This is a genomic window from Streptomyces sp. NBRC 110028, from assembly GCF_001417735.1.
In the GTDB taxonomy this organism is placed as follows: Bacteria; Actinomycetota; Actinomycetes; order Streptomycetales; family Streptomycetaceae; genus Streptomyces.
On sequence record NZ_BBUZ01000023.1, the window covers coordinates 759,188 to 777,440 of the forward strand.

General features: G+C 72.8%; 19 protein-coding genes. 10 read left to right on the forward strand and 9 right to left on the reverse strand.

Annotation, left to right across the window (positions count from 1 at the left end; genetic code table 11):
- Positions 1–11: 11 nt before the first annotated feature.
- Genes ASC60_RS08505 through ASC60_RS08520 form a run of 4 tightly spaced genes read left to right on the forward strand, consistent with a single transcriptional unit; the run spans position 12 to position 1,595 of the window.
- Complete coding sequence (locus ASC60_RS08505) at positions 12–347, forward strand: gas vesicle protein (protein WP_055548793.1); 336 nt, start codon at positions 12–14, stop codon at positions 345–347.
- On the forward strand, positions 344–1,099 hold the full coding sequence (locus ASC60_RS08510; RefSeq protein ID WP_055548417.1) for a GvpL/GvpF family gas vesicle protein: 756 nt from the start codon (positions 344–346) through the stop codon (positions 1,097–1,099). The genes ASC60_RS08505 and ASC60_RS08510 overlap by 4 nt, the downstream gene beginning before the upstream one ends.
- Entirely contained in the window at positions 1,096–1,320 is a 225-nt protein-coding gene (locus ASC60_RS08515; protein ID WP_055548419.1) for a gas vesicle protein, read from the forward strand. The genes ASC60_RS08510 and ASC60_RS08515 overlap by 4 nt, the downstream gene beginning before the upstream one ends.
- Complete coding sequence (locus ASC60_RS08520) at positions 1,317–1,595, forward strand: gas vesicle protein K (RefSeq protein ID WP_055548421.1); 279 nt, start codon at positions 1,317–1,319, stop codon at positions 1,593–1,595. Before ASC60_RS08515 ends, ASC60_RS08520 begins: the two co-directional genes overlap by 4 nt.
- 39 nt (positions 1,596–1,634) lie before the next feature.
- On the opposite strand, the gene ASC60_RS08525 is transcribed toward ASC60_RS08520, so the two are convergent.
- The gene (locus tag ASC60_RS08525) at positions 1,635–1,934 is read right to left on the reverse strand and encodes a hypothetical protein (RefSeq protein WP_063787086.1); all 300 of its coding nucleotides are present in this window, start codon (positions 1,932–1,934) and stop codon (positions 1,635–1,637) included.
- Between the two features lie 169 nt (positions 1,935–2,103).
- The gene (locus ASC60_RS08530) at positions 2,104–2,439 is read right to left on the reverse strand and encodes a hypothetical protein (RefSeq protein ID WP_055548423.1); all 336 of its coding nucleotides are present in this window, start codon (positions 2,437–2,439) and stop codon (positions 2,104–2,106) included.
- A 167-nt stretch (positions 2,440–2,606) separates the two neighbouring features.
- On the opposite strand from ASC60_RS08530, the gene ASC60_RS08535 reads away from it, so the two are divergent.
- Together ASC60_RS08535 and ASC60_RS08540 are read left to right on the forward strand one after the other, a co-directional pair.
- Entirely contained in the window at positions 2,607–3,461 is an 855-nt protein-coding gene (locus ASC60_RS08535) for a helix-turn-helix transcriptional regulator (protein ID WP_055548425.1), read from the forward strand.
- A gap of 13 nt (positions 3,462–3,474) precedes the next feature.
- Entirely contained in the window at positions 3,475–3,684 is a 210-nt protein-coding gene (locus tag ASC60_RS08540) for a DUF397 domain-containing protein (RefSeq protein WP_055548427.1), read from the forward strand.
- A gap of 52 nt (positions 3,685–3,736) precedes the next feature.
- Here the strand turns inward: ASC60_RS08540 and ASC60_RS08545 are convergent, their stop codons facing one another.
- Entirely contained in the window at positions 3,737–4,135 is a 399-nt protein-coding gene (locus tag ASC60_RS08545; protein WP_055548429.1) for a VOC family protein, read from the reverse strand.
- 114 nt (positions 4,136–4,249) lie between these two features.
- Between ASC60_RS08545 and ASC60_RS08550 the strand changes: the two genes are divergently transcribed.
- Entirely contained in the window at positions 4,250–5,305 is a 1,056-nt protein-coding gene (locus tag ASC60_RS08550) for a MerR family transcriptional regulator (RefSeq protein ID WP_055548795.1), read from the forward strand.
- 11 nt (positions 5,306–5,316) lie between these two features.
- A complete protein-coding gene (locus ASC60_RS08555; protein ID WP_055548431.1) occupies positions 5,317–5,739 on the forward strand; it encodes a hypothetical protein in 423 nt (140 codons plus the stop codon).
- A gap of 18 nt (positions 5,740–5,757) precedes the next feature.
- On the opposite strand, the gene ASC60_RS08560 is transcribed toward ASC60_RS08555, so the two are convergent.
- Positions 5,758–6,747 carry an aldo/keto reductase gene (locus tag ASC60_RS08560; protein WP_055548433.1) on the reverse strand — a complete coding sequence of 330 codons (990 nt, stop codon included), beginning with the start codon at positions 6,745–6,747 and terminating at the stop codon, positions 5,758–5,760.
- Positions 6,748–6,860: 113 nt separating this feature from the next.
- On the opposite strand from ASC60_RS08560, the gene ASC60_RS08565 reads away from it, so the two are divergent.
- Positions 6,861–7,274 carry an NUDIX domain-containing protein gene (locus ASC60_RS08565; protein WP_055548435.1) on the forward strand — a complete coding sequence of 138 codons (414 nt, stop codon included), beginning with the start codon at positions 6,861–6,863 and terminating at the stop codon, positions 7,272–7,274.
- Positions 7,275–7,411: 137 nt separating this feature from the next.
- Here the strand turns inward: ASC60_RS08565 and ASC60_RS08570 are convergent, their stop codons facing one another.
- A complete protein-coding gene (locus ASC60_RS08570; protein ID WP_055548437.1) occupies positions 7,412–9,982 on the reverse strand; it encodes an ABC transporter permease in 2,571 nt (856 codons plus the stop codon).
- Positions 9,979–10,827, reverse strand: coding sequence for an ABC transporter ATP-binding protein (locus tag ASC60_RS08575; protein ID WP_055548439.1), 849 nt, complete (start codon positions 10,825–10,827; stop codon positions 9,979–9,981). Before ASC60_RS08575 ends, ASC60_RS08570 begins: the two co-directional genes overlap by 4 nt.
- 599 nt (positions 10,828–11,426) lie before the next feature.
- Between ASC60_RS08575 and ASC60_RS08580 the strand changes: the two genes are divergently transcribed.
- Complete coding sequence (locus ASC60_RS08580; protein ID WP_055548797.1) at positions 11,427–12,947, forward strand: MFS transporter; 1,521 nt, start codon at positions 11,427–11,429, stop codon at positions 12,945–12,947.
- Between the two features lie 23 nt (positions 12,948–12,970).
- Here the strand turns inward: ASC60_RS08580 and ASC60_RS08585 are convergent, their stop codons facing one another.
- The 3 genes from ASC60_RS08585 to ASC60_RS08595 all read right to left on the reverse strand — a co-directional run bounded on the left by ASC60_RS08585 (position 12,971) and on the right by ASC60_RS08595 (position 18,207).
- Positions 12,971–13,900 carry a hypothetical protein gene (locus ASC60_RS08585; RefSeq protein WP_055548441.1) on the reverse strand — a complete coding sequence of 310 codons (930 nt, stop codon included), beginning with the start codon at positions 13,898–13,900 and terminating at the stop codon, positions 12,971–12,973.
- 186 nt (positions 13,901–14,086) lie between these two features.
- The gene (locus ASC60_RS08590; protein WP_055548443.1) at positions 14,087–17,224 is read right to left on the reverse strand and encodes an SUKH-4 family immunity protein; all 3,138 of its coding nucleotides are present in this window, start codon (positions 17,222–17,224) and stop codon (positions 14,087–14,089) included.
- A 5-nt stretch (positions 17,225–17,229) separates the two neighbouring features.
- Positions 17,230–18,207 carry an SMI1/KNR4 family protein gene (locus ASC60_RS08595; protein WP_055548444.1) on the reverse strand — a complete coding sequence of 326 codons (978 nt, stop codon included), beginning with the start codon at positions 18,205–18,207 and terminating at the stop codon, positions 17,230–17,232.
- Positions 18,208–18,253 lie beyond the last annotated feature (46 nt).

An 18,253-nucleotide genomic window follows, 5' to 3' on the forward strand; every position in this document is an offset into this window, starting at 1 on the left:
CCGACCCCGATCTGCTGTGCACCCCGCCCCCGACCACCGGCCCGCCCACGTCCGACCTCGCCGAGATCCTGGAACGCGTCCTGGACAAGGGCATCGTCATCGCCGGGGACATCAAGATCGACCTGCTGGACATCGAACTCCTCACCATCCGGCTGCGGCTGTTCGTCGCGTCCGTCGACACCGCCCGCAAGGCCGGGATCGACTGGTGGGAGACCGACCCCGCGCTGTCCTCCCGCGCCCGGCGGGACGCGCTCGCCGAGGAGAACGCGCGGCTGCGGGAGCAGTTGAACGCGTACGAATCCGGCGAGCTGACCGCCGCGGCCCCGGCGGGAGGCGACGGCGCATGACCGCCACGCTCACCTACGCCTACGCCGTATGCCGCCCGCACAAGGCCCTGCCCGGCACCGGCTCCCCCGTCCGCACCCTGACGGCGGGCCCGCTCACCGCCGTGGTCCAGGACGTACCGGAGGCCGACTTCTCCGAAGAGGCCCTGCGCCGACGCCTGTCCGACCGCGCCGAACTGGAACGCCGCGCCCGCGCCCACCACGAGGTGATCACGGCCGCCTCGTCGATCACCCCGACCGTCCCCCTCCCCCTGGCCACCCTCTACCGAGGCGACGAACGCGTCCGCGAGGCCCTGCGCGAGAGGGAGACGTCCTTCCTGACCGCCCTGGACCACCTCGCGGGCCGCCAGGAATGGGGAGTGAAGGTCTACGCCCCCGCGCCTCCCCCGCCCGCCCGGGAATCCGCCGCGGTGGACACCGGCCGCGCCTACCTCGACCGCGTCCGCAACCGCCACCAAGGCCGCGAACAGCGCCAGAACGCCGCCCTCCAGGCCGCCGAACGCGTGGACGCCGTCGTACGCGGCTTCGCCGTGGCCACCCGCCGACTGCGCCCGCACGGCGTCGAGGTCACCGGCAAGGACCGCGCCCACATCCTCAACGCGGCCTACCTCCTCGACACCGCCCGCACCCGCGAACTCCGCGCCGCCCTGACCTCGTTGCGCCGGGACGAGCCCGCGATCCACATCGACCTGTCGGGCCCCTGGCCCCCGTACTCCTTCACCGACGCCTTCGCCGGCACCGGGGCCGCCCCATGACCACCGCCGCCTGGGGCACCGTCCCCGCCGAGGCCCACGGCCCGATCGGCGTCCCCCTCGTCGACCTCCTGGACCGGGTGCTCGCCACCGGGGTCGTCGTCAGCGGCGACCTCGTCATCGCCATCGCCGAGGTCCCCCTCATCCGGCTCTCCCTGCACGCCCTGCTGTCCTCCGTCAACGAACGCGTCCCCGCGCCCTGGACCGACGGCGGCCCGCTGTGACCGACACCCGCGTCGACCTCGACCCCGACGCGATGGGCCGCGACCTGGTCGCCCTCGTCCTGACCGTGGTCGAACTCCTCCGCCAGCTGATGGAACGCCAGGCCCTGCGCCGCATCGACGCGGGCGGCCTCACCGACGACCAGATCGACCGCATCGGCACCACCCTGATGCACCTGGACCGCCGCATGACCGAGCTGTGCGACCAGCACGGCCTCACGATGGAAGACCTCAACCTGGACCTGGGCCCCCTCGGCACCCTGCTCCCCCGCGACTGACCCGGCCCTTCCGCCCCCGGCACGCCTGCTCGCAGCGGGTCACCGACCGGTGGTCGACTCCCGCTCCTGACCGGAACCGGACCTCCTCGCAGACATACGACGCCGGTAACGTCCCAGGAGGGCCGCTCCGGCGACCACACATCCAATGGCCAGGACCTTGCCGGCCCCGTAGGAGAGGGCCCAGTTGTCGCCGCCGGCGTTTCCGGTCACGGACGACCACAGCAGCAGTCCCACGCCGACCACCACGAGGAGCGATCCCCCGGCCGCCCCCATCCCGGCCCACCAGGGATTGTCTTCGGTGACCGTGGTATCGGTGTCCTGCCCTCGTTCGCTTCGCATCTGAGCCGGCTCCTTCGATGGACGGTGATCGGCAGGTGACAAGATGCGAGGCACCCCCGGAAAGTTCCATCCGGCCCTCCGGACGCGCCGAGGTTCAACTCGTGAGGCGCGGGGCCATGGGGCGTCCGTGAGTTTCGAGGGTCGCCCGCTCCGGTGACGGGCCCAGCGGTCAGGCCGCCTCGGTCGGCTCGAAGGTGGCGGCGCGCGGCGGCGTGAGCCACACCAGCCGCGCGGTCACGCCCTCCAGTAGCGCGAAGTGCCGCATGACCCGGTCGGGCGAGGGCAAGCTGAACCGCCTTCGCCCGTCGACGCTGGTCACATCCGCATGCCCGTCCTGGTACGCCATCCCCCACGCCGCGACCTCGGCGTCCCGCCAGCCGTCGTCCAGGGCGAATTCCTGGACGACGGCGAAGAGGCGGGGTGCGGTGTCGAGGACCAGGGAGCGCACTTCCTGGTCGAAATCGAACGGCTCGGGGGCGGGATTTTGTGGGGATACCGTGGCCATCGATGTCTCCTGTCACGAGGAGGAGTTGAGCAGAACAACGCCCTGACCTGGCGCATGAGTTACACCATAGGCCGCCGCTATGATGCGACCAACAGAATCGATGAGATACGCCATAACACCCCTCGTGTGGGTGACGGCGCAGGCATGTGAGCGAGAGGGAAAGCGCGATGGCCCGGACCAAGCTTCCGCCGACCATCCGGCAACGACGACTCGGCGCCGAACTGCGTCGGCTGCGCGAACGGGCCGACCTCAACGCCACGCAGGCGGGCGCGCTCCTCGGTTCGTCGCAGTCGCGCGTCAGCAGCATCGAATCCGGCGCCTACGCGGTCAGCGCGGACCGGGTACGGGCAATGGCCCGAGCCTACGGCTGCACGGACCCGGCGCTGATCGAAGCACTCGCGGGAATGACCGGCGGCCGAACCCGGGGCTGGTGGGACGAGTACCGCGACATCCTGCCGCCGAGCATGCTGGACATGGCCGAGTTGGAGCACCACGCCCAGGCGATGCGGGTGGCGTCCGTCATTCACATGCCCGGCGTCCTCCAGACACGTGAGCACGCCCACGCGATCATCAGCGCGGTGGAACCGCCCCTCGCTCCGCATGAGATCGAGCACCGGGTATCACACCGGATCAAGCGGCAAGCCGTGCTCTACGGGGAGCAACCGATCCCTCTGACCGCGACCATCCATGAGGCCGCCCTCCGCATGGAGTTCGGTGGCGAGCGCGTGGCCCGCGCACAGTTGGAGTACCTGCTCGCCATGAGCGAGAAAGAGCACATCACCCTGCTGGTGATCCCCTTCGGAGCGGGCGCCTTCCCCAACTCCGGCCAGGGGATCATCTACCTGTGCGGAGAAGTGCCAACGCTCGACACGGTGCAACTCGATACCGACCACGGCTCCGAGTACCTGGACACCCCACCCCAACTGACCCGCTACCGCAGCACACTGGACCGTATGGAAGCCCTCGCGCTGAAGCCGGCGAAGTCCCGCGACATGATTCACCGCATCGCACAGAGCCTCTGATTAAGGTACATCCGTGCCCACATACACCTGGCAGAAGTCCTCGTACAGCGGCAACGCAGGCAACTGCGTCTACGTACGCACCGACCGCGACGGCACCCTCCACCTCCGCGAAAGCGACGCACCCGACACCATCCTCGCCACCGCCCCCGCCACCTTCGGCGCGTTCATACGCGCCGCCAAGGCAGGCGCCCTCGACCACCTGCCGTACTGGCACCGTTCGTGATGGGGGAGCCGGTCCGCCCCCGTGTGCGGACCGGCTCCCGGCGGGGTGGGGCTCAGCTGTTCTCCACGACCATCAGCGTGTTGCCGTCCGCGTCGCGGAAGCTGAACATCGGCGGGACCGGAGCGCCCCAGCGCTGGACCTCCGGGTCGGTGTCGACGCCGCGTGAGCGCAGGGTGGCGTGGTCGGCGTCGATGTCCTCGGAGGTGAGGATCAGGCCGGTCTCGTAGGGCTTCGCCTGCTGGCCCTCGCGCGGGAGGACGAGGGCGATGCCGGTCGGGGCGGCCGCCGGGCCCACCTCGATCCAGCGCATGCCGTCGCCGAAGGGGATGTCGGCACGCTTCTCGAAGCCGAGGGTGTTGACGTAGAAGTCGAGCGCCCGGTCCTGGTCGGCGACGGTGACGGCGACCCGGCCGATCTCGGTGAGCCGGGTGCCCTTCGCTGTCTCGGTCATGATGACCTCCCTGGAGTGGAATGGGTTATGCCGGTATGACCGGGGTGCGGGGCGAAACTCATCGGTGCGGCTCCGCTTGACCTTCGAGCCGGATGAAGGCCGAGCATGTGGGCCATGGACGACGACGAGCCCCTGATGGGCATCGGCGCCTTCGCCCGCCGGGTCGGGCTGGCGCCGAGCGCGCTGCGCTTCTACGACGACTGCGCGGTGCTGCGGCCCGCCCGGGTGGACGCGGCCACCGGGTATCGGTACTACGCCCCGGAGCAGACGCCCCGCGCCGCGCTGCTGCGGCGGCTGCGGGAGGCCGGGCTGCCGCTGACCGAGGCGACCGTGGTGCTGGACGGGCCGCCCGAGGAGGCCCGGGAGGTGCTGCGGGAGCGGCTGCGGCGGACCCGGGAGTCGGCGGCGGCCGCCCGCGCGGCGATCGAGGACGCGCTGCGCACCCTGCCGGGCGGGGTCCGCCGCGCGCGGGCCACGGTCGGCGGTGCCGAGCTGGCGGGGGCGGTACGGCAGGTGGGTCCGGCGGTGGCGGCGGGCGCGGTGCGGGAGGAGTTCCCTGTGCTGGGCCGCGTCCTGATCGAACTCGCCGACCAGGAGCTGCGGCTGGTGGCCACCGACCGCTACCGGCTGTCCGTACGGGCGCTGCGGCCGCTCGCGATCAGCGGTGAGCCGTGCGGGCTGACCGTCGAGGTGGAGGAGCTGCGGGCGGTCGCGGGGTGGGTGCGGGGGCTGGCGGAGGTCACGATCGAGGCCGAGGGGGCCGACGTACGCGTACGAAGCCAAGGGGAGGAGCGGGGGATTGCCATCGCGGATGAGGTGTTCCCCGCGTATCGCATGGTGCTGGACGGGCTCGGCGCCGCCCGGCATCGGGTGATCACCGACCGGGTGGCGCTGAGCGCGGCCGTCGCGGCGCTCCCCGGCGACGGGCCGGTCGTCATGCGGACCGGTGACGGCGGGCTGACGGTCGAGGGTGGCCCGGTGCCGGCGGCCCTGTGCACCGGGCCGCCGCTGCGGATCGCCTTCGATCCCGCTGTCCTGCTGCCCGCGCTGGAGGCGGGCGTGGGGCCGGACGTGTTGCTGGAGATCGCCTCGGCTGCCGAGCCCGTCATCGTGCGGTCCGCCGATCAGGGCAGTTTCACGACGCTCGTCATGCCGGTACGGACATCGTGAAGGAGACCGCGATGGATCCCGACAACCCCGTGGTGCGGCTGTGCGTCCAGGGCATGACCGCCGAGGCCGAGGGCCGGGCCGACGACGCCAGCGCACTCTTCCGGCAGGCGTGGGACGCCGCCACCGACGACTACGGGAAGTGCGTGGCCGCGCACTACCTGGCCCGGCACCAGCCCACCCCCGCTGAAACGCTCCGCTGGAACCAGGAGTGTCTGGACCGCGCGGACGCGGTCGGCGACGAGAGGGTCCGCGGCTTCTACGCCTCGCTGCACGTGAACATGGGATCGGCGTACCGGGCGCTCGGTGACCCGGCCGCTGCCCACCGGCACTTCGTACGCGCCGCCGCGCACATCGGCGACGTACCGCCGGGGAGCTACCGGGAGCGGCTGGTCACCGCGCTGGCGGAGGGGGGACAGGACGCGCTCGGCGCGTGATCTCCTCGCTCACCACGATCAGCGGTTGACGAAGGCGAGGCTCTTCTCGTCGTAGCGGGTCCCGGCCACCTGGTCGGCCGGGGCGGCGGCGTCGATCGCGGCCAGCTCCTCCGCGGACAGCTCGATGGCGGCCGCGGCGAGGTTCTCCTCCAGGTACTTCTCGCGGCGGGTGCCCGGGATCGGCACCACGTCGTCGCCCCGGTGCTGCACCCAGGCGAGGGCGAGCTGACCGGCGGTGACGCCCTTCTCGGCGGCCAGTTCGTTCAGCTTGTCGACGATGGCCAGGTTCTGTTCGAGGTTGCCGTCGGCGAACCGGGGCTGGGTGCGCCGCATGTCCGTTTCCGGCAGGTTCTCGACCGAGGTGTAGCGGCCGGTCAGGAAGCCGCGGCCGAGCGGGGAGAAGGGGACGAGGCCGATGCCGAGTTCCCGGCAGACCGGGGCGGTCTCCCGCTCCAGGTCCCGGGTCCACAGCGACCATTCGCTCTGCAGCGCCGCGATGGGATGCACCGTGTGGGCTCGGCGAATCGTCTCCGCGCTCGCCTCGGACAGCCCGAGGTGGCGCACCTTGCCCGCCTGGACCAGCTCGGCCATCGCGCCGACGGTCTCCTCGATCGGGACCTCCGGGTCGACGCGGTGCTGGTAGTAGAGGTCGATGTGGTCGGTGCCGAGGCGGCGCAGCGAGGCGTCGCAGGCCTGGCGGACGTACGCGGCGTCGCCCCGGATCGAGGTGGGCTCGCCCAGCCGGTTGGCGAAGCCGAACTTGGTGGCCACCACCGCCTGCTCCCGGCGTCCCCCGGCCAGGGCGCGGCCGATCAGCTCCTCGTTGTGGCCGAAGCCGTAGAAGTCGGAGGTGTCCAGCAGGGTGACGCCCAGGTCGAGGGCGCGGTGGATGGTGGCGATCGACTGGGCGTCGTCGGAGTCGCCGTAGCCGTGGCTCATCCCCATGCAGCCCAGGCCCTGGGCGGCGACGGTGAGCCGGCCCAGGCGGCGGGTCGGCAGATCGGACATCGGGTGCCTCCTTCGTGGTCGTGACGATCACGCTAGGAGTTGGAGCGCACTCCAAGTCAACCGGAGGAAATTCGCTGGCCGGGGGCCTCACCCCGGCTGCCAGAATCGCCCGCATGACGTACGAGGACGAAGAGCCGATGACCGTCGTGGCCGCCGCGATCGTCCAGCGGGGGCGACTGCTGGTGGTGAGCAAGAAGGCGGCCCCCGAGGTCTTCTATCTGCCCGGCGGCAAGCCGGATCCGGGCGAGGGCCCGCTGGAGACGCTGGCCCGGGAGCTGGACGAGGAGCTGGGCGTGACCCCGCTGGAGCCGCGGCTGCTGGGCGAGTTCGAGGGGGTGGCGGTGCTGGAGCGGGTGCCGCTGCGGCTGACGGTGTTCCGGGCGCGCATCGACGGGGAGCCCCGCCCGGCGGCCGAACTGGCTCATATGCGCTGGACAGCGGGCGAGGGCGATCTCCGGCTGGCGTCGGCCATCCGCAACCAGGTGGTGCCGCTGCTGCGGTCCGGGGGCGCGCTCGCGGCGGCGTGAGCCCCGCATCGTAAAAGAACCGGCCCGGTGCGCTCCCCCGTCGCGCACCGGGCCGATCCGTGCTGCCCCTCCCCCCCTGGAAGGGGCAGCCGTCGTCACCCCGTTCTCTCCTGCCTCCCGTTCTCTCCTGCCTCCGGTCAGTCCGTCGCGATGGCGTTCAGGATGTTCATCCGCGCCGCCCGGAAGGCCGGGACCAGGGCCGCGATCAGGCCGACCACGGCGGAGCCGATGAAGACCGTGATGATGGTCGGCCAGGGGATCTCCAGGGTCTTCAGCCCCTCCAGCGCCAGCAGCTTCTGCGCGGTCGCGCCCCAGCCCATGCCGAGGCCCAGGCCGAGCAGCGCGCCGAAGAGGGCGATGACGACGGACTCCAGCCGGATCATGCGGCGCATCTGGCGCCGGGAGAGGCCGATGGCGCGCATCAGGCCGATCTCCCGGGTCCGTTCGACGACCGACAGGGCGAGGGTGTTCACCACGCCGAGGATGGCGACGATGATCGCGAGCGCCAGCAGGCCGTAGACCAGGTTGAGCAACTGGCCGATCTGGTCCTTCATCTCCTTCTTGTAGTCGGTCTGGTCGCGGACCTTGACCGACGGGTACTGGTGCAGCTCGGCCTTGAGGGACGTGTACGCCGCGGCCTCCTGGCCGTCCTTCGCCTGCGCCAGCATGGTGATGGTCGCCGGGATCATCTTGGCGGGGACATAGCGCTCGACGGTGGTGATGTTGAGGTAGAGCGCGCCTTTGTCCAGGGTGACGTCGTCCGAGGTGATCGCCGCGACCTTGAGCTTCGCGGTACGGCCCTCCTTGAAGGCGACGGTCAGGGTGTCGCCCTGCTTCACCTTGTGGTCCTTGGCGAAGCCCTCCGGCACCGACATGGCGTTCTCGCCGTACGCGGCGGCCAGGTCACCCGCGACGACCGGGGTCCGCACGTCGTCCGCGTACGTCGGGTCGGCCGCGATCAGATCCTTGGTGACCGACGTGCCGTCCGGCACGGTGATCTCGGCGCCGTCGATCTGCTTGGCGTCGCTGATGTGGGCGAGGCCCTTGGCCCGGTGCGCCGCCTGTTCGATCTGCCGGGTGATCGGCTGGCCGCTGTCGGACTGGACGATGAAGTCCGCGCCGACCGACTTGTCCAGCTCGTCGGTGGCGGAGGCGACCATCGAGGAGCCCACCACCGACAGGCCGGCGACCAGCGCCAGGCCGATCATCAGGGCCGCGCCGGTGGCGCCGGTGCGGCGCGGGTTGCGCAGCGCGTTGCGCTCGGCGAGCCGGCCGACCGGGCCGAAGATCCGCAGCACCACGGCGGCCAGGGCCCGGACCACCAGACCGGCCAGCAGCGGGCCGATGACGATGAAGCCGATGAGGGTCAGCACCACGCCGAGGCCCAGGAACAGCGAGCCGTCGACCGCCTTGTCCGCGTTGCCCGCGACGACCAGGGCCGCCGCGCCGCCCGCGGTGAGCAGGGTGCCGATCGCGCCCCGGATCCGTCCGGCCTTGGTGTCCGCCGGGGTGCCCGCGTCGCGCAGGGCCGCCATCGGGGAGATCGTCCCGGCTCGGCGGGCCGGGATGTAGGCGGCGATGACGGTGACGACGATGCCGATGGTGAGGCCGACGACGGGCGTGGTGGGCTTCACCGTCAGCTGGTCGGTGCTCAGGTGCAGACCCGCGCTGCCCATGAGCTTGATCAGGCCGACCGCGAGGCCGACGCCGCCGAGGACGCCGAGGACCGAGCCGACGACGCCGAGCAGCAGCGCCTCGATCAGCACCGACCGGTTGATCTGCTTGCGGCTCGACCCGATGGCGCGCATCAGGCCGATCTCGCGGGTGCGCTGGGCGACCAGCATGGAGAAGGTGTTGACGATGAGGAAGATGCCGACCAGGACGGCGATTCCGGCGAAGCCGAGCATCGCGTACTTCATGACGTCCAGGAAGGAGCCGATCTGGCTCTCGGCCTCCTTGCTGGACTCGGCCTTCGTCTGCACCTTGAGGCCGGTGCCGAGGTCGGCGACGACGCTCTTCTTCAGCTGCTCGTTGCTGACGCCGGGCCGGGCGGTCAGCGCGTAGCTGGTGTACGCGCCGGGCGCGCCGAGCAGCTTCCGCTGCGCGGTGGCGGTGTCCATGTAGACGAGCGTGGCGCCCGGGTTGGTCACCTGGAACGTGGCGATGCCGACGATCTTCGCGTGGAACTCACCGGGCATGGCGATGATCCGCGCGTCGTCGCCCAGCTTCAGCTTCCTGCTGTCGGCGGTGTCGGCGTCGACCATCACCTCGGTGGGGCCGCGCGGCGCGTGGCCGGAAGTGAGCTTCACCGAGCGGTGCTCGGTGGTGTCCCAGTTGGTGCCGATGGTCGGGGCACCGGACTTGGGCCCGATGCTGTCGCCCTTGCGGTCGACGACGGTGACCGCCTCGCTGGTGGCGTCCCCGGCCACCGACTTCACGCCGTCGATCCGCCGCAGCCGCTCCAGGTCCGAGCCGGGCAGGGTACGGACCCGGCCCTGCCGGGTGTCGTTGTCGCCGGCCCCCTTGGGGCTGACCGTGACATCGGAGGCCGTACTCGCGAAGAGCTTGTCGAACGTGGCGTTGGTGGTGTCGGTGAAGACGAGGGTGCCGCAGACGAAGGCCACGGACAGCAGGACGGCGATCGCGGACAGCGCCATCCGTCCCTTGTGGGCGAGGAAGTTGCGCAGTGAGGTCTTGAGGACGGTCATGACGTCCGTCCGCGTGCGTCGAAGTCCTCGGGGGTCCGGCCCGCGGCGCCGGCCGGTGATGTCTCCGTGCCCCCCGGCGCGAAATGCCGCATGCGTTCCAGGACCAGGTCGGCGGTGGGGTTGTACATCTCGTCCACGATCCGGCCGTCGGCCAGGTACAGCACCCGGTCGGCGTAGGAGGCGGCTACGGGATCATGGGTGACCATCACGATCGTCTGGCCCAGCTCGTCCACGGACCGCTTGAGGAAGCCCAGCACCTCGGCACCGGCCCGGGAGTCCAGGTTTCCGGTCGGCTCGTCACCGAAGATGATCTCGGGGCGGGCGGCCAGGGCGCGGGCCACCGCGACCCGCTGCTGCTGACCGCCGGACAGCTGGTTCGGACGGTGCTTCAGCCGGTCGGCCAGGCCGACGGTCTGCACCACCCGGTCCAGCCAGGCCCGGTCGGGCTTGCGGCCCGCGATGTCCATCGGCAGCGTGATGTTCTCGATCGCGTTGAGCGTCGGCAGCAGGTTGAACGCCTGGAAGATGAAGCCGACCCGGTCCCGGCGCAGCTGGGTGAGCTTCTTGTCCTTGAGCCCGGTGATCTCGGTTTCGTCGATGAAGATCTGGCCCGAGGAGACGGTGTCCAGACCCGCGAGGCAGTGCATCAGCGTCGATTTGCCGGACCCGGACGGGCCCATGATCGCCGTGAACCGGCCGCGGGCGATGTCCACATCGACGTGGTCCAGCGCGACCACCCGGGTCTCGCCGGAGCCGTACGCCTTGACCACCTGGCATGCCCGGGCGGCGACGGCCGTATGTCCTCCGCTGCCCCCGGTCTTGGGAATCGATACGGCCGTTGTCACGGTGTTCTCCTTTTTGTCGTCTATATCGGACCCGGGACGGTCACACGGGTTCCGATCACAAGTGTCCGATCACATGTGTCCGCGCGCCCGGTCAGCCTTCCGGAATCCGGCGGGCCGGACGATGAGGTCCGGCGCCCTCTTCGGGTGGGGCCAGCCCTACCCCCCTCGGTCCTGCTGGCCGTAACCACAGTAGGGAGCGGTACGCCCCGGCTCGTCCTTCCCCGGAACGAACCCCGGGTAGGAGGCAGGGGGACGTATCCCCTAGGGGAGTAAGCCCTCGGGTGGAGCGCGTCTCGGGGTCGACCCTGCACCCCTACGTAACGGAAGGTGCAAGTCCGGCGCCTCAGCAGCCCTGATGCGTTCTTCCCCCACCCCGAGGCGGCATGGAATGGTGGGTCGTACAAGAACTGGAGACATCAGCCGGCGCGGACCGGCGGAGGGAGTGCGCCACGGTGGGCGGCACCGCAGAAGGGGCTGACGCGGACTCGGCATTCCCCCACCCCGAGAATCCCCCTCCGCGCGAGAATCCCCCTCCCTCCGAGGCGGCCTCCCCAGCCACCGCCACGCCCCGCGGCCGCCGCCCCGTCGTCGCCGCGCTGATGCTCGCGATGGCGCTGACGGCGCTCGACTCCACCATCATCTCGACCGCCGTCCCGCAGATCGTCGGCGACCTCGGCGGCTTCTCCGTCTTCTCCTGGCTGTTCTCCGGCTATCTGCTCGCCGTGACCGTCACCCTGCCGGTCTACGGGAAGCTCTCCGACACCTTCGGCCGCAAGCCCATCCTGGTGGCGGGCGTCATCCTCTTCCTCGTCGGCTCGCTGCTGTGCGCCGGAGCCTGGAACATGGCCACCCTCATCGCCTTCCGCGTCGTCCAGGGGCTGGGCGGCGGGGCGCTCCAGGGGACCATCCAGGTGGTGGCCGCCGACCTCTACCCGCTCAAGGAACGCCCCAAGATCCAGGCCCGGCTCTCCTCCGTATGGGCCCTGTCCGCGGTGACGGGCCCCGCGCTCGGCGGTGTGCTCGCCGGCTACGCCGACTGGCGCTGGATCTTCCTCATCAACCTGCCGATCGGGGCGCTCGCCCTCACCCTCGTCGTCCGCCATCTGCACGAACCGGCACGGCAGCGGGCGGCCCGGCCCCGCATCGACTGGGCGGGCGCCCTCACCATCTTCGCCTGCGGCGGGCTGCTGCTGACCGCGCTCGTCCAGGGCGGAGTGGCCTGGGGCTGGCTCTCCGCGCCCTCCCTCGCGCTGCTCGCGGCCAGCGCCGGGTGCGCGGCCCTGACCGTGTGGATCGAGCGGCGCGCCCCCGAACCCATCATCCCCGGGTGGGTGTGGCGGCGGCGCACCATCTCGGCGGTCAACCTCGCGCTCGGCGCGCTCGGCCTCCTGATGATCGCCCCGACCGTCTTCCTGCCGACCTACGCCCAGTCGGTGCTGGGCCTCGGGCCGATCCCCGCCGGGTTCGTGCTGTCCGTGATGACGCTGAGCTGGCCCATATCGGCCGCCCTCAGCAACCGCGTCTACAACCGTGTCGGCTTCCGGAACTGCTCCATGATCGGCATAGGCGCCGCCGGGCTCATCCTGGCCGCCTTCCCCCTGCTCCCCTACCCCGGCGCCGCCTGGCAGCCCGCGCTGATCATGCTGTTGCTCGGCGCCGCCCTCGGGCTCTTCCAGCTCCCGCTGATCATCGGCGTGCAGTCGTCCGTCGACTGGGACGAGCGCGGCACCGCCACCGCCTCGATCCTGTTCTGCCGCCAGGTCGGCCAGTCCATCGGCGCGGCCCTGTTCGGGGCCGTCGCCAACGCGACCCTCGCCGCCCGGCTCGCCGCCGCCCCGCCCGGCATCCGCGACGGCCTCCCCGGCGACCTCGACTCGATCTCCCACGCCCTCGACCGCCCCGGCGCCCTCAGCGCCCAGGCCGCCGACTATCTGCGGCGCGCCGTGGACACCGCCGTCGACCGCGTCTACCTGGGCGCCGCGGCCGCGGCCGTCCTCGCCCTGCTGGCCCTGCTGTTCCTCGCCCCGCGCCGCTTCCCGGTCCGTACCGAAACGGGAAGCAGAACGGAAACGGAATCCGCCGTCGGCCCGCTGACGGCGAACCCCGCCCGGGAGACCTGACCCCGCCGGGGCCGGGCGGGCCGTCAGGTCTCGGGGTGCGGACGCGGATGCGGGGCCGACGCGGTGTCCTCCGCGACCGGCTTGCCCGTCAGGGCCGCCAGGCTGCCGCGCACATGCTCCAGATGCGCCTTCAGCTCCTCGCGCCGCTCCACGTGCTCGCGCAGCGTCCGCTCCGTCTCCCGGGCCAGCCGCTCCTCCCGGGCCCGGGCCTGCGCGACGATCTCCGCCGCCTGCGCCTGCGCGTCCTCCTGCCGCAGCCGCGCCGCCTGGTCCGCCATCGCGTACTCCCGCTTGGCGTCCGCCAGCCTGGCCTGGGCGTGCTCCTCCATCTGGATCAGCCGCGCGGTCATCGCCGCGTCGCGCTCCACCAGCTCATGGCCGGCCGCCTCCCACCGTTCCGCGTGCTCCCGCTCCTGCTCGGCGATGAGCGCCGCGGTACGCCCGCGCATCTCCTTCAACGCCGCCAGCGCCTCGCCGCGCCACTCCTTGACGTCCCGGCGCGCGGCCGCGCGCACCTCCTCGACCTGCGCCTGAGCCTCCTCCACGGTGCTGCGCGCCGACGCCTCGGCGGCCTCCCGCACCCGCTCCGCCTCGTCCCGGGCGGCATCCCGGACGGCCCGGGCGGCGGCCTGCGCGGCCTCCCACTCCTCCTGCGCCGACGCCTCGGCCGCGGCCCGCAGGCATCCCACCTCCTCCTCGGCCGCCATCAGGATCAGCTGCGCGCGATCGCCCAGGGATTCGTACGTCTGGGGGGCCAGCTGGGCGATCACCTCACGCAGCCGTTCGGCGTCGGCGGCCAGCTCGTTGGCGAGAACGGTGAGACGCGCGGCGCGTTCCCACGCCGCGTCACGCGCCTCGGACAGCTCCGCCACATAGCGGTCGACCTGCGCGGGACGGTAACCACGGCCCCGTCCGCCGATGGTGAAGCCATGACGTGACACCGATGCGCCCATCCTTGGAACCCCTTTGTCCGGTAGGCAACGCGCTCCGGCGCACATCTTGATGGATAGTGTCTTATCGCCCATAACGCGACACTCCGCCCATCTCCCCGGCCGGGGCCCGCCCGGGTACCACAACGACGAGGCGCCCGCCCCCGTCACGGGGGTCGGGCGCCTCGAATGTGTCCTAGCAGATGGGCGTCAGAGCAGACCGTCCCACATCTGCTCCAGCAGCACCGCCCACCAGTTGTCCGGCGCGGACAGCGCGGCCGGGTCCAGCGCCGCGAGCTGCGCCTGGAAGTCGACGGTCCAACGGCCCGCCTGCTCCGGCGTCAGCCCGTACCGCAGCCGCCACATACGGCCCAGCAGCCCCATGCAGCGCACGAACTCCGGCAGACCGGTGTTGACGAACTGCGCCGGGACCGGCTGCGGCGCGGCCTCCAGCGGCACGGCCACGATGTGCGCCGTGCCGTACTGCACACACAGCTGACGGCCGAAGTCGTTGCCCATCACCAGGTACGACCCCGCGTCGGCCGCGGGCTGCACGCCCCGCTCCGCCGCCAGCTCGGCAAGCGTCGGCACCGGACGGCCCGCTTGCGCCTGAGCCCAGAAGAACGGGCCGAAGTCCGCGGGCAGCCCCGCCCACACCAGCGTCTGCGCCACCACGTCCGGTACGCCCTGCCGCGACACCGCGCGCTGGTCGAACCGTACGAGGCCCTGCGGCCCGAACGCCTGGCCCAGCTCGTGCGCCAGCCCCTCCGGCGGCACCGGCGGAATCGGCTGCACCTGGCTGGGGTGCGGCAGCGGCACCCGGTTGGGCGCCGGGCGGGCCGGGCCGTCCGCCACCTGGTGCAGCTCGCCCTGGTGCTCGATGAGGTGGCGCACACCCTGCTGCCGGGTCGCGTGGTCCCGCCCGTACGGCGCCGTGTGGCTGATCCGCACCTGCGGCCACGACTCGCGGATCATCCGCGCGCAGTAACCACCCGGCAGATCACACGACTCCAGCTCGGTGTGCAGCTCCAGCACCTGCTGCGGCGGCACGTTCATCGCCCGCAGCTCGTGCAGGATCTGCCACTCCGGATGCGGGGTGCCGGGCGCGGAACGGCGGATCAGCTGCTGCTCGGAGCCGTCCTGCGCGCGGTAGCGGAGGACCGCCATATAGCCGGGGCCGACCGTCGGCAGCCCGGCGGGCGGCGGCGGGTACGCGTACCCGCCACCGGGCGCCGGCGGCGCCATACCCGGCTGCGGAGCGCCGGGCGGCGGAGCCATCCCGGGCACGGGCGGGCCGGAGGGCGGCGGCATGTGGGGGGCGCCGGGAGCGCCGGGCGGCGGCGGGGTCTGACCGCCCGCCAGCATCGTCGCCGCCGCGTGCACGCCGCCACCGGGAGCGCCCGGGGCGCCGGGCGCACCGGGGAAGGGGCCCGGCGGGGGCGGCGGGGTGTGCGGACCACCCGCACCGGGGACACCGGGAGGGCCGGGCGGGTGCGGGCCGGATGGCCCAGCCTGCCCCGGAACACCGGGCGGGCCGGGCGGCGGCGGAAAGCCGGAAGCGCCGGGGCCGGGTGGTGGCGTCTGACCACCACCCGCCAGCATCGTCGCGGCCGCGTGCATACCGCCGCCGGGAGCACCGGGAGCGCCCGGGGCACTGGGCGCGCCCGGGGCGGACGGAGGCGGCGGCGTCTGACCGCCGGGCGGCGTCTGGCCGGGTGCGCCGGGGCCGCCCGGGCCGGACAGCATCGTCGCCGCCGCGTGCGCCCCACCGCCGGGAGCACCGGGGGCCGGAGGCGGAGGCGGGATCGGCGGACCGCTCTGCACGCCGGGAGCGCCAGGGGCGCCGGGAGCCCCCGGGGCGCCCGGGATGCCGCCACCCATGCTGTCGGCGTCGAGCTGCGAGACCAATTGCGTCGGTACGTACCCACCGGCCGGAGCGCCCGGAGCGCCGGGGCCGGACGGGCTCGGCGGCGGAGGCGTGTGCGCGCCCGCACCCGGCCGGGCGCCGGGCGTACCCGGCGCGCCGGGCGGCGGCGGGGTCGCCGGACCGCTCGGCGGGCCCGCCTTGTGGGTGGCGGCGCCCGCGATGTCGCCCGCGCCGGAGGACGCACCGGAACCGCCCGCCGCCCCCGGAAAGTCGAAGGGCGGGGCGACGGAGGTGGGCGGCAGCGCGCTGCCCGCCGACATCAGCTCGGTCTTGGCGTCCGGCCGCACCCCCGGGGGCGGGGTGTCCTCGTCGTCCGAGCCCGCGAGCGGCGGGGCGAACACCGTGGCGGGCGGGGCGACCGAGCGATCGCCGTCGTCAGTCGCGGAGTTGGTGTCGGCCCACGGCGTACCGCCGCCGGGCGTGGCCGGGCCCTTCGGCGTCTCGCCGGAGGCGGGCACCGGGGCGGGCGGGGGCGAGGCCCACGGGCCGCTGCCCCCGGGCGCCGGGGCGGGCGGGGGCAGCGGTGCGAGCGCGTCGGTGCGCGGCCGTGCCACCCCGTCGGCGGGCCAGTCGTCCACGTCGCTGTTCCGCCGCGGCGACGCCACGCCATCGGCCGGCCAGTCGTCCACCGGCGCGGGTGCGGGCACGGCATCCCGCGGCTCACCGCCACCGGCCGGCGGCGGAGGCGGACCGTTACGCCGGCCCTCGTCGGCGACGGAACCGGAAGCCGAACCGGACGCGGGTGCGGAAGCCGAACCGGACGCGGGCGTCTCGCTCCGCGACGACGGCACACCCTCCGAGGGCCAGTCGTCCACCGGCTCCGGCGCGGGCACGGCATCCCGCGGCTCACCGCCACCGGCCGGACCGGACGCGGGCACGGACCCGGCATCGCTCCGCGGCCCCGGGCCACCGCCCGACGGCCAGTCGTCCACCGCCTCGTCCGCCACCTCATCCGTTGCGGGGGCGCCCTCCGCCGTTGCGGGGGCGCCTTCCGCAGCGGACCGCTGCGCGGGGACGTCCGGCGCGTCCGCGCCACCGCCGCCGCTCCTCGCGTCCGCCGCCTCCTGCAGCCACTCCGGCGGAGTCAGCAGGAAGGACGTCACGTTCAGGTCGATGCGCTGCTGCCGCCCGGAGGTCTCCTGGGCACGCTCGTCGTTCGCCCCGTACTCCTCCTCGTACCGGCGGATCACCTCACCCACCGGCAGCCCGGGCCACAGCGTCGTCTCCCCGCTGTCCCGCGCGATCACCAGCCGCGCGCCGTCCACCGGTGCGCCCGAGACCGCTCCGTCCGGGCGGTCCTCGGCCCAGGCCACGAAGCCCAGGTCGAACTCCCGCACCCGCACCTCGCGCTGCTGGTAGGCGGGCACCTCGCCGTTGATCCAGAGTTCGGCGCGCTCCTGCGCCTGTGCGAAGGTCACCATCGCGCTCACCCCTCCACCGGTACGGCGTACGCGAATCCGCCGTCCACCATCAGGTTCGCCACGGTCTCCAGCTCCGGCGGATTGCCCGCGAGCCGCAGCAGGAAGGCGTCGAAGTCCTCCCCGCACGGCAGCATCAGCCGCTCCACCCGCTCCTGGACCGTCCAGCCGTCGCGGTCCCGCGCGTCGTCGTACGCGCAGAACCACACCGAGCCGATCGCGTCACCCTTCACCTTCACCGCGATCACCCCGCCCTGGACGAAGCCCACGCCCAGGTAGTCCTTGGTGAAGTGGTCGCGCAGACACTTGTTGACATAGACGAGGTCGTTGACCGCCGCCTCGTCGCGCACCGTGAAGAACGGCTGGTCGACCAGCAGCCCCAGCTCCGGATCGAGCGCCGCGCCCACCGGCGCGCACCCGCCCGCCGCCTTCAGGAACGCGCGGTAGGACTCCGGCAGCCGGTAACCGAGGTCCTCCTCCACGCCCAGCACCTGCTCCTCGGTGACCGAAAGCCCCCGCACCGGCAGCCCGAAGTGGATCGGCCGGGTGTCCTGCAACGGGCGGGTGCCCCGCTTGTCCTGGTCCACCGGGGCCGTCGCCAGCCCACCGTGATGCCGCAGCAGGGCCTTGACCTCGACCGGGATCAGCTCCATCCGGCGGCCCCCGGGCACGTGGTGCCACGTCCAGCCGTGCGGAGTGGCCACCGCGGAGACGTCGTTCCACAGCTCATGACCGGTGGCGTGCAGCGCGGCGTTCGCCGATACGAAATCGGTCAGCCGCAGCTCGTCGACCCCGAAACCCTCCGGGGGCTCGGCGATTTCGGCGGCCACGCGGGCGTACGGCGAGAAGTCCGGAAAGCCGTTTTCGTCGACCCGGACGCCCATGGGGTGGCGGGCGGCCCGAACCGGATCCGGGAAGTGCACGACCTGCCCGGCGTAGGCCGTGTTCGGTGGCGCGGCATGCTGCCCGAGCCGACCTGTCGTCATGGCGGTTGCCCCCTGCTGATGCTGGCGTATGGGGCACAGCCTATGC

Coding starts and splice junctions, on each gene's coding strand:
- ASC60_RS08570 (WP_055548437.1), bottom strand. CDS start 9,982: ATGACCGTCCTCAAGACCTCACTGCGCAACTTCCTCGCCCACAAGGGA.
- ASC60_RS08580 (WP_055548797.1), top strand. CDS start 11,427: ATGCTCGCGATGGCGCTGACGGCGCTCGACTCCACCATCATCTCGACC.
- ASC60_RS08555 (WP_055548431.1), top strand. CDS start 5,317: ATGGATCCCGACAACCCCGTGGTGCGGCTGTGCGTCCAGGGCATGACC.
- ASC60_RS08550 (WP_055548795.1), top strand. CDS start 4,250: ATGGACGACGACGAGCCCCTGATGGGCATCGGCGCCTTCGCCCGCCGG.
- ASC60_RS08530 (WP_055548423.1), bottom strand. CDS start 2,439: ATGGCCACGGTATCCCCACAAAATCCCGCCCCCGAGCCGTTCGATTTC.
- ASC60_RS08585 (WP_055548441.1), bottom strand. CDS start 13,900: ATGGGCGCATCGGTGTCACGTCATGGCTTCACCATCGGCGGACGGGGC.
- ASC60_RS08595 (WP_055548444.1), bottom strand. CDS start 18,207: ATGACGACAGGTCGGCTCGGGCAGCATGCCGCGCCACCGAACACGGCC.
- ASC60_RS08545 (WP_055548429.1), bottom strand. CDS start 4,135: ATGACCGAGACAGCGAAGGGCACCCGGCTCACCGAGATCGGCCGGGTC.
- ASC60_RS08590 (WP_055548443.1), bottom strand. CDS start 17,224: ATGGTGACCTTCGCACAGGCGCAGGAGCGCGCCGAACTCTGGATCAAC.
- ASC60_RS08535 (WP_055548425.1), top strand. CDS start 2,607: ATGGCCCGGACCAAGCTTCCGCCGACCATCCGGCAACGACGACTCGGC.
- ASC60_RS08560 (WP_055548433.1), bottom strand. CDS start 6,747: ATGTCCGATCTGCCGACCCGCCGCCTGGGCCGGCTCACCGTCGCCGCC.
- ASC60_RS08510 (WP_055548417.1), top strand. CDS start 344: ATGACCGCCACGCTCACCTACGCCTACGCCGTATGCCGCCCGCACAAG.
- ASC60_RS08525 (WP_063787086.1), bottom strand. CDS start 1,934: ATGCGAAGCGAACGAGGGCAGGACACCGATACCACGGTCACCGAAGAC.
- ASC60_RS08515 (WP_055548419.1), top strand. CDS start 1,096: ATGACCACCGCCGCCTGGGGCACCGTCCCCGCCGAGGCCCACGGCCCG.
- ASC60_RS08565 (WP_055548435.1), top strand. CDS start 6,861: ATGACGTACGAGGACGAAGAGCCGATGACCGTCGTGGCCGCCGCGATC.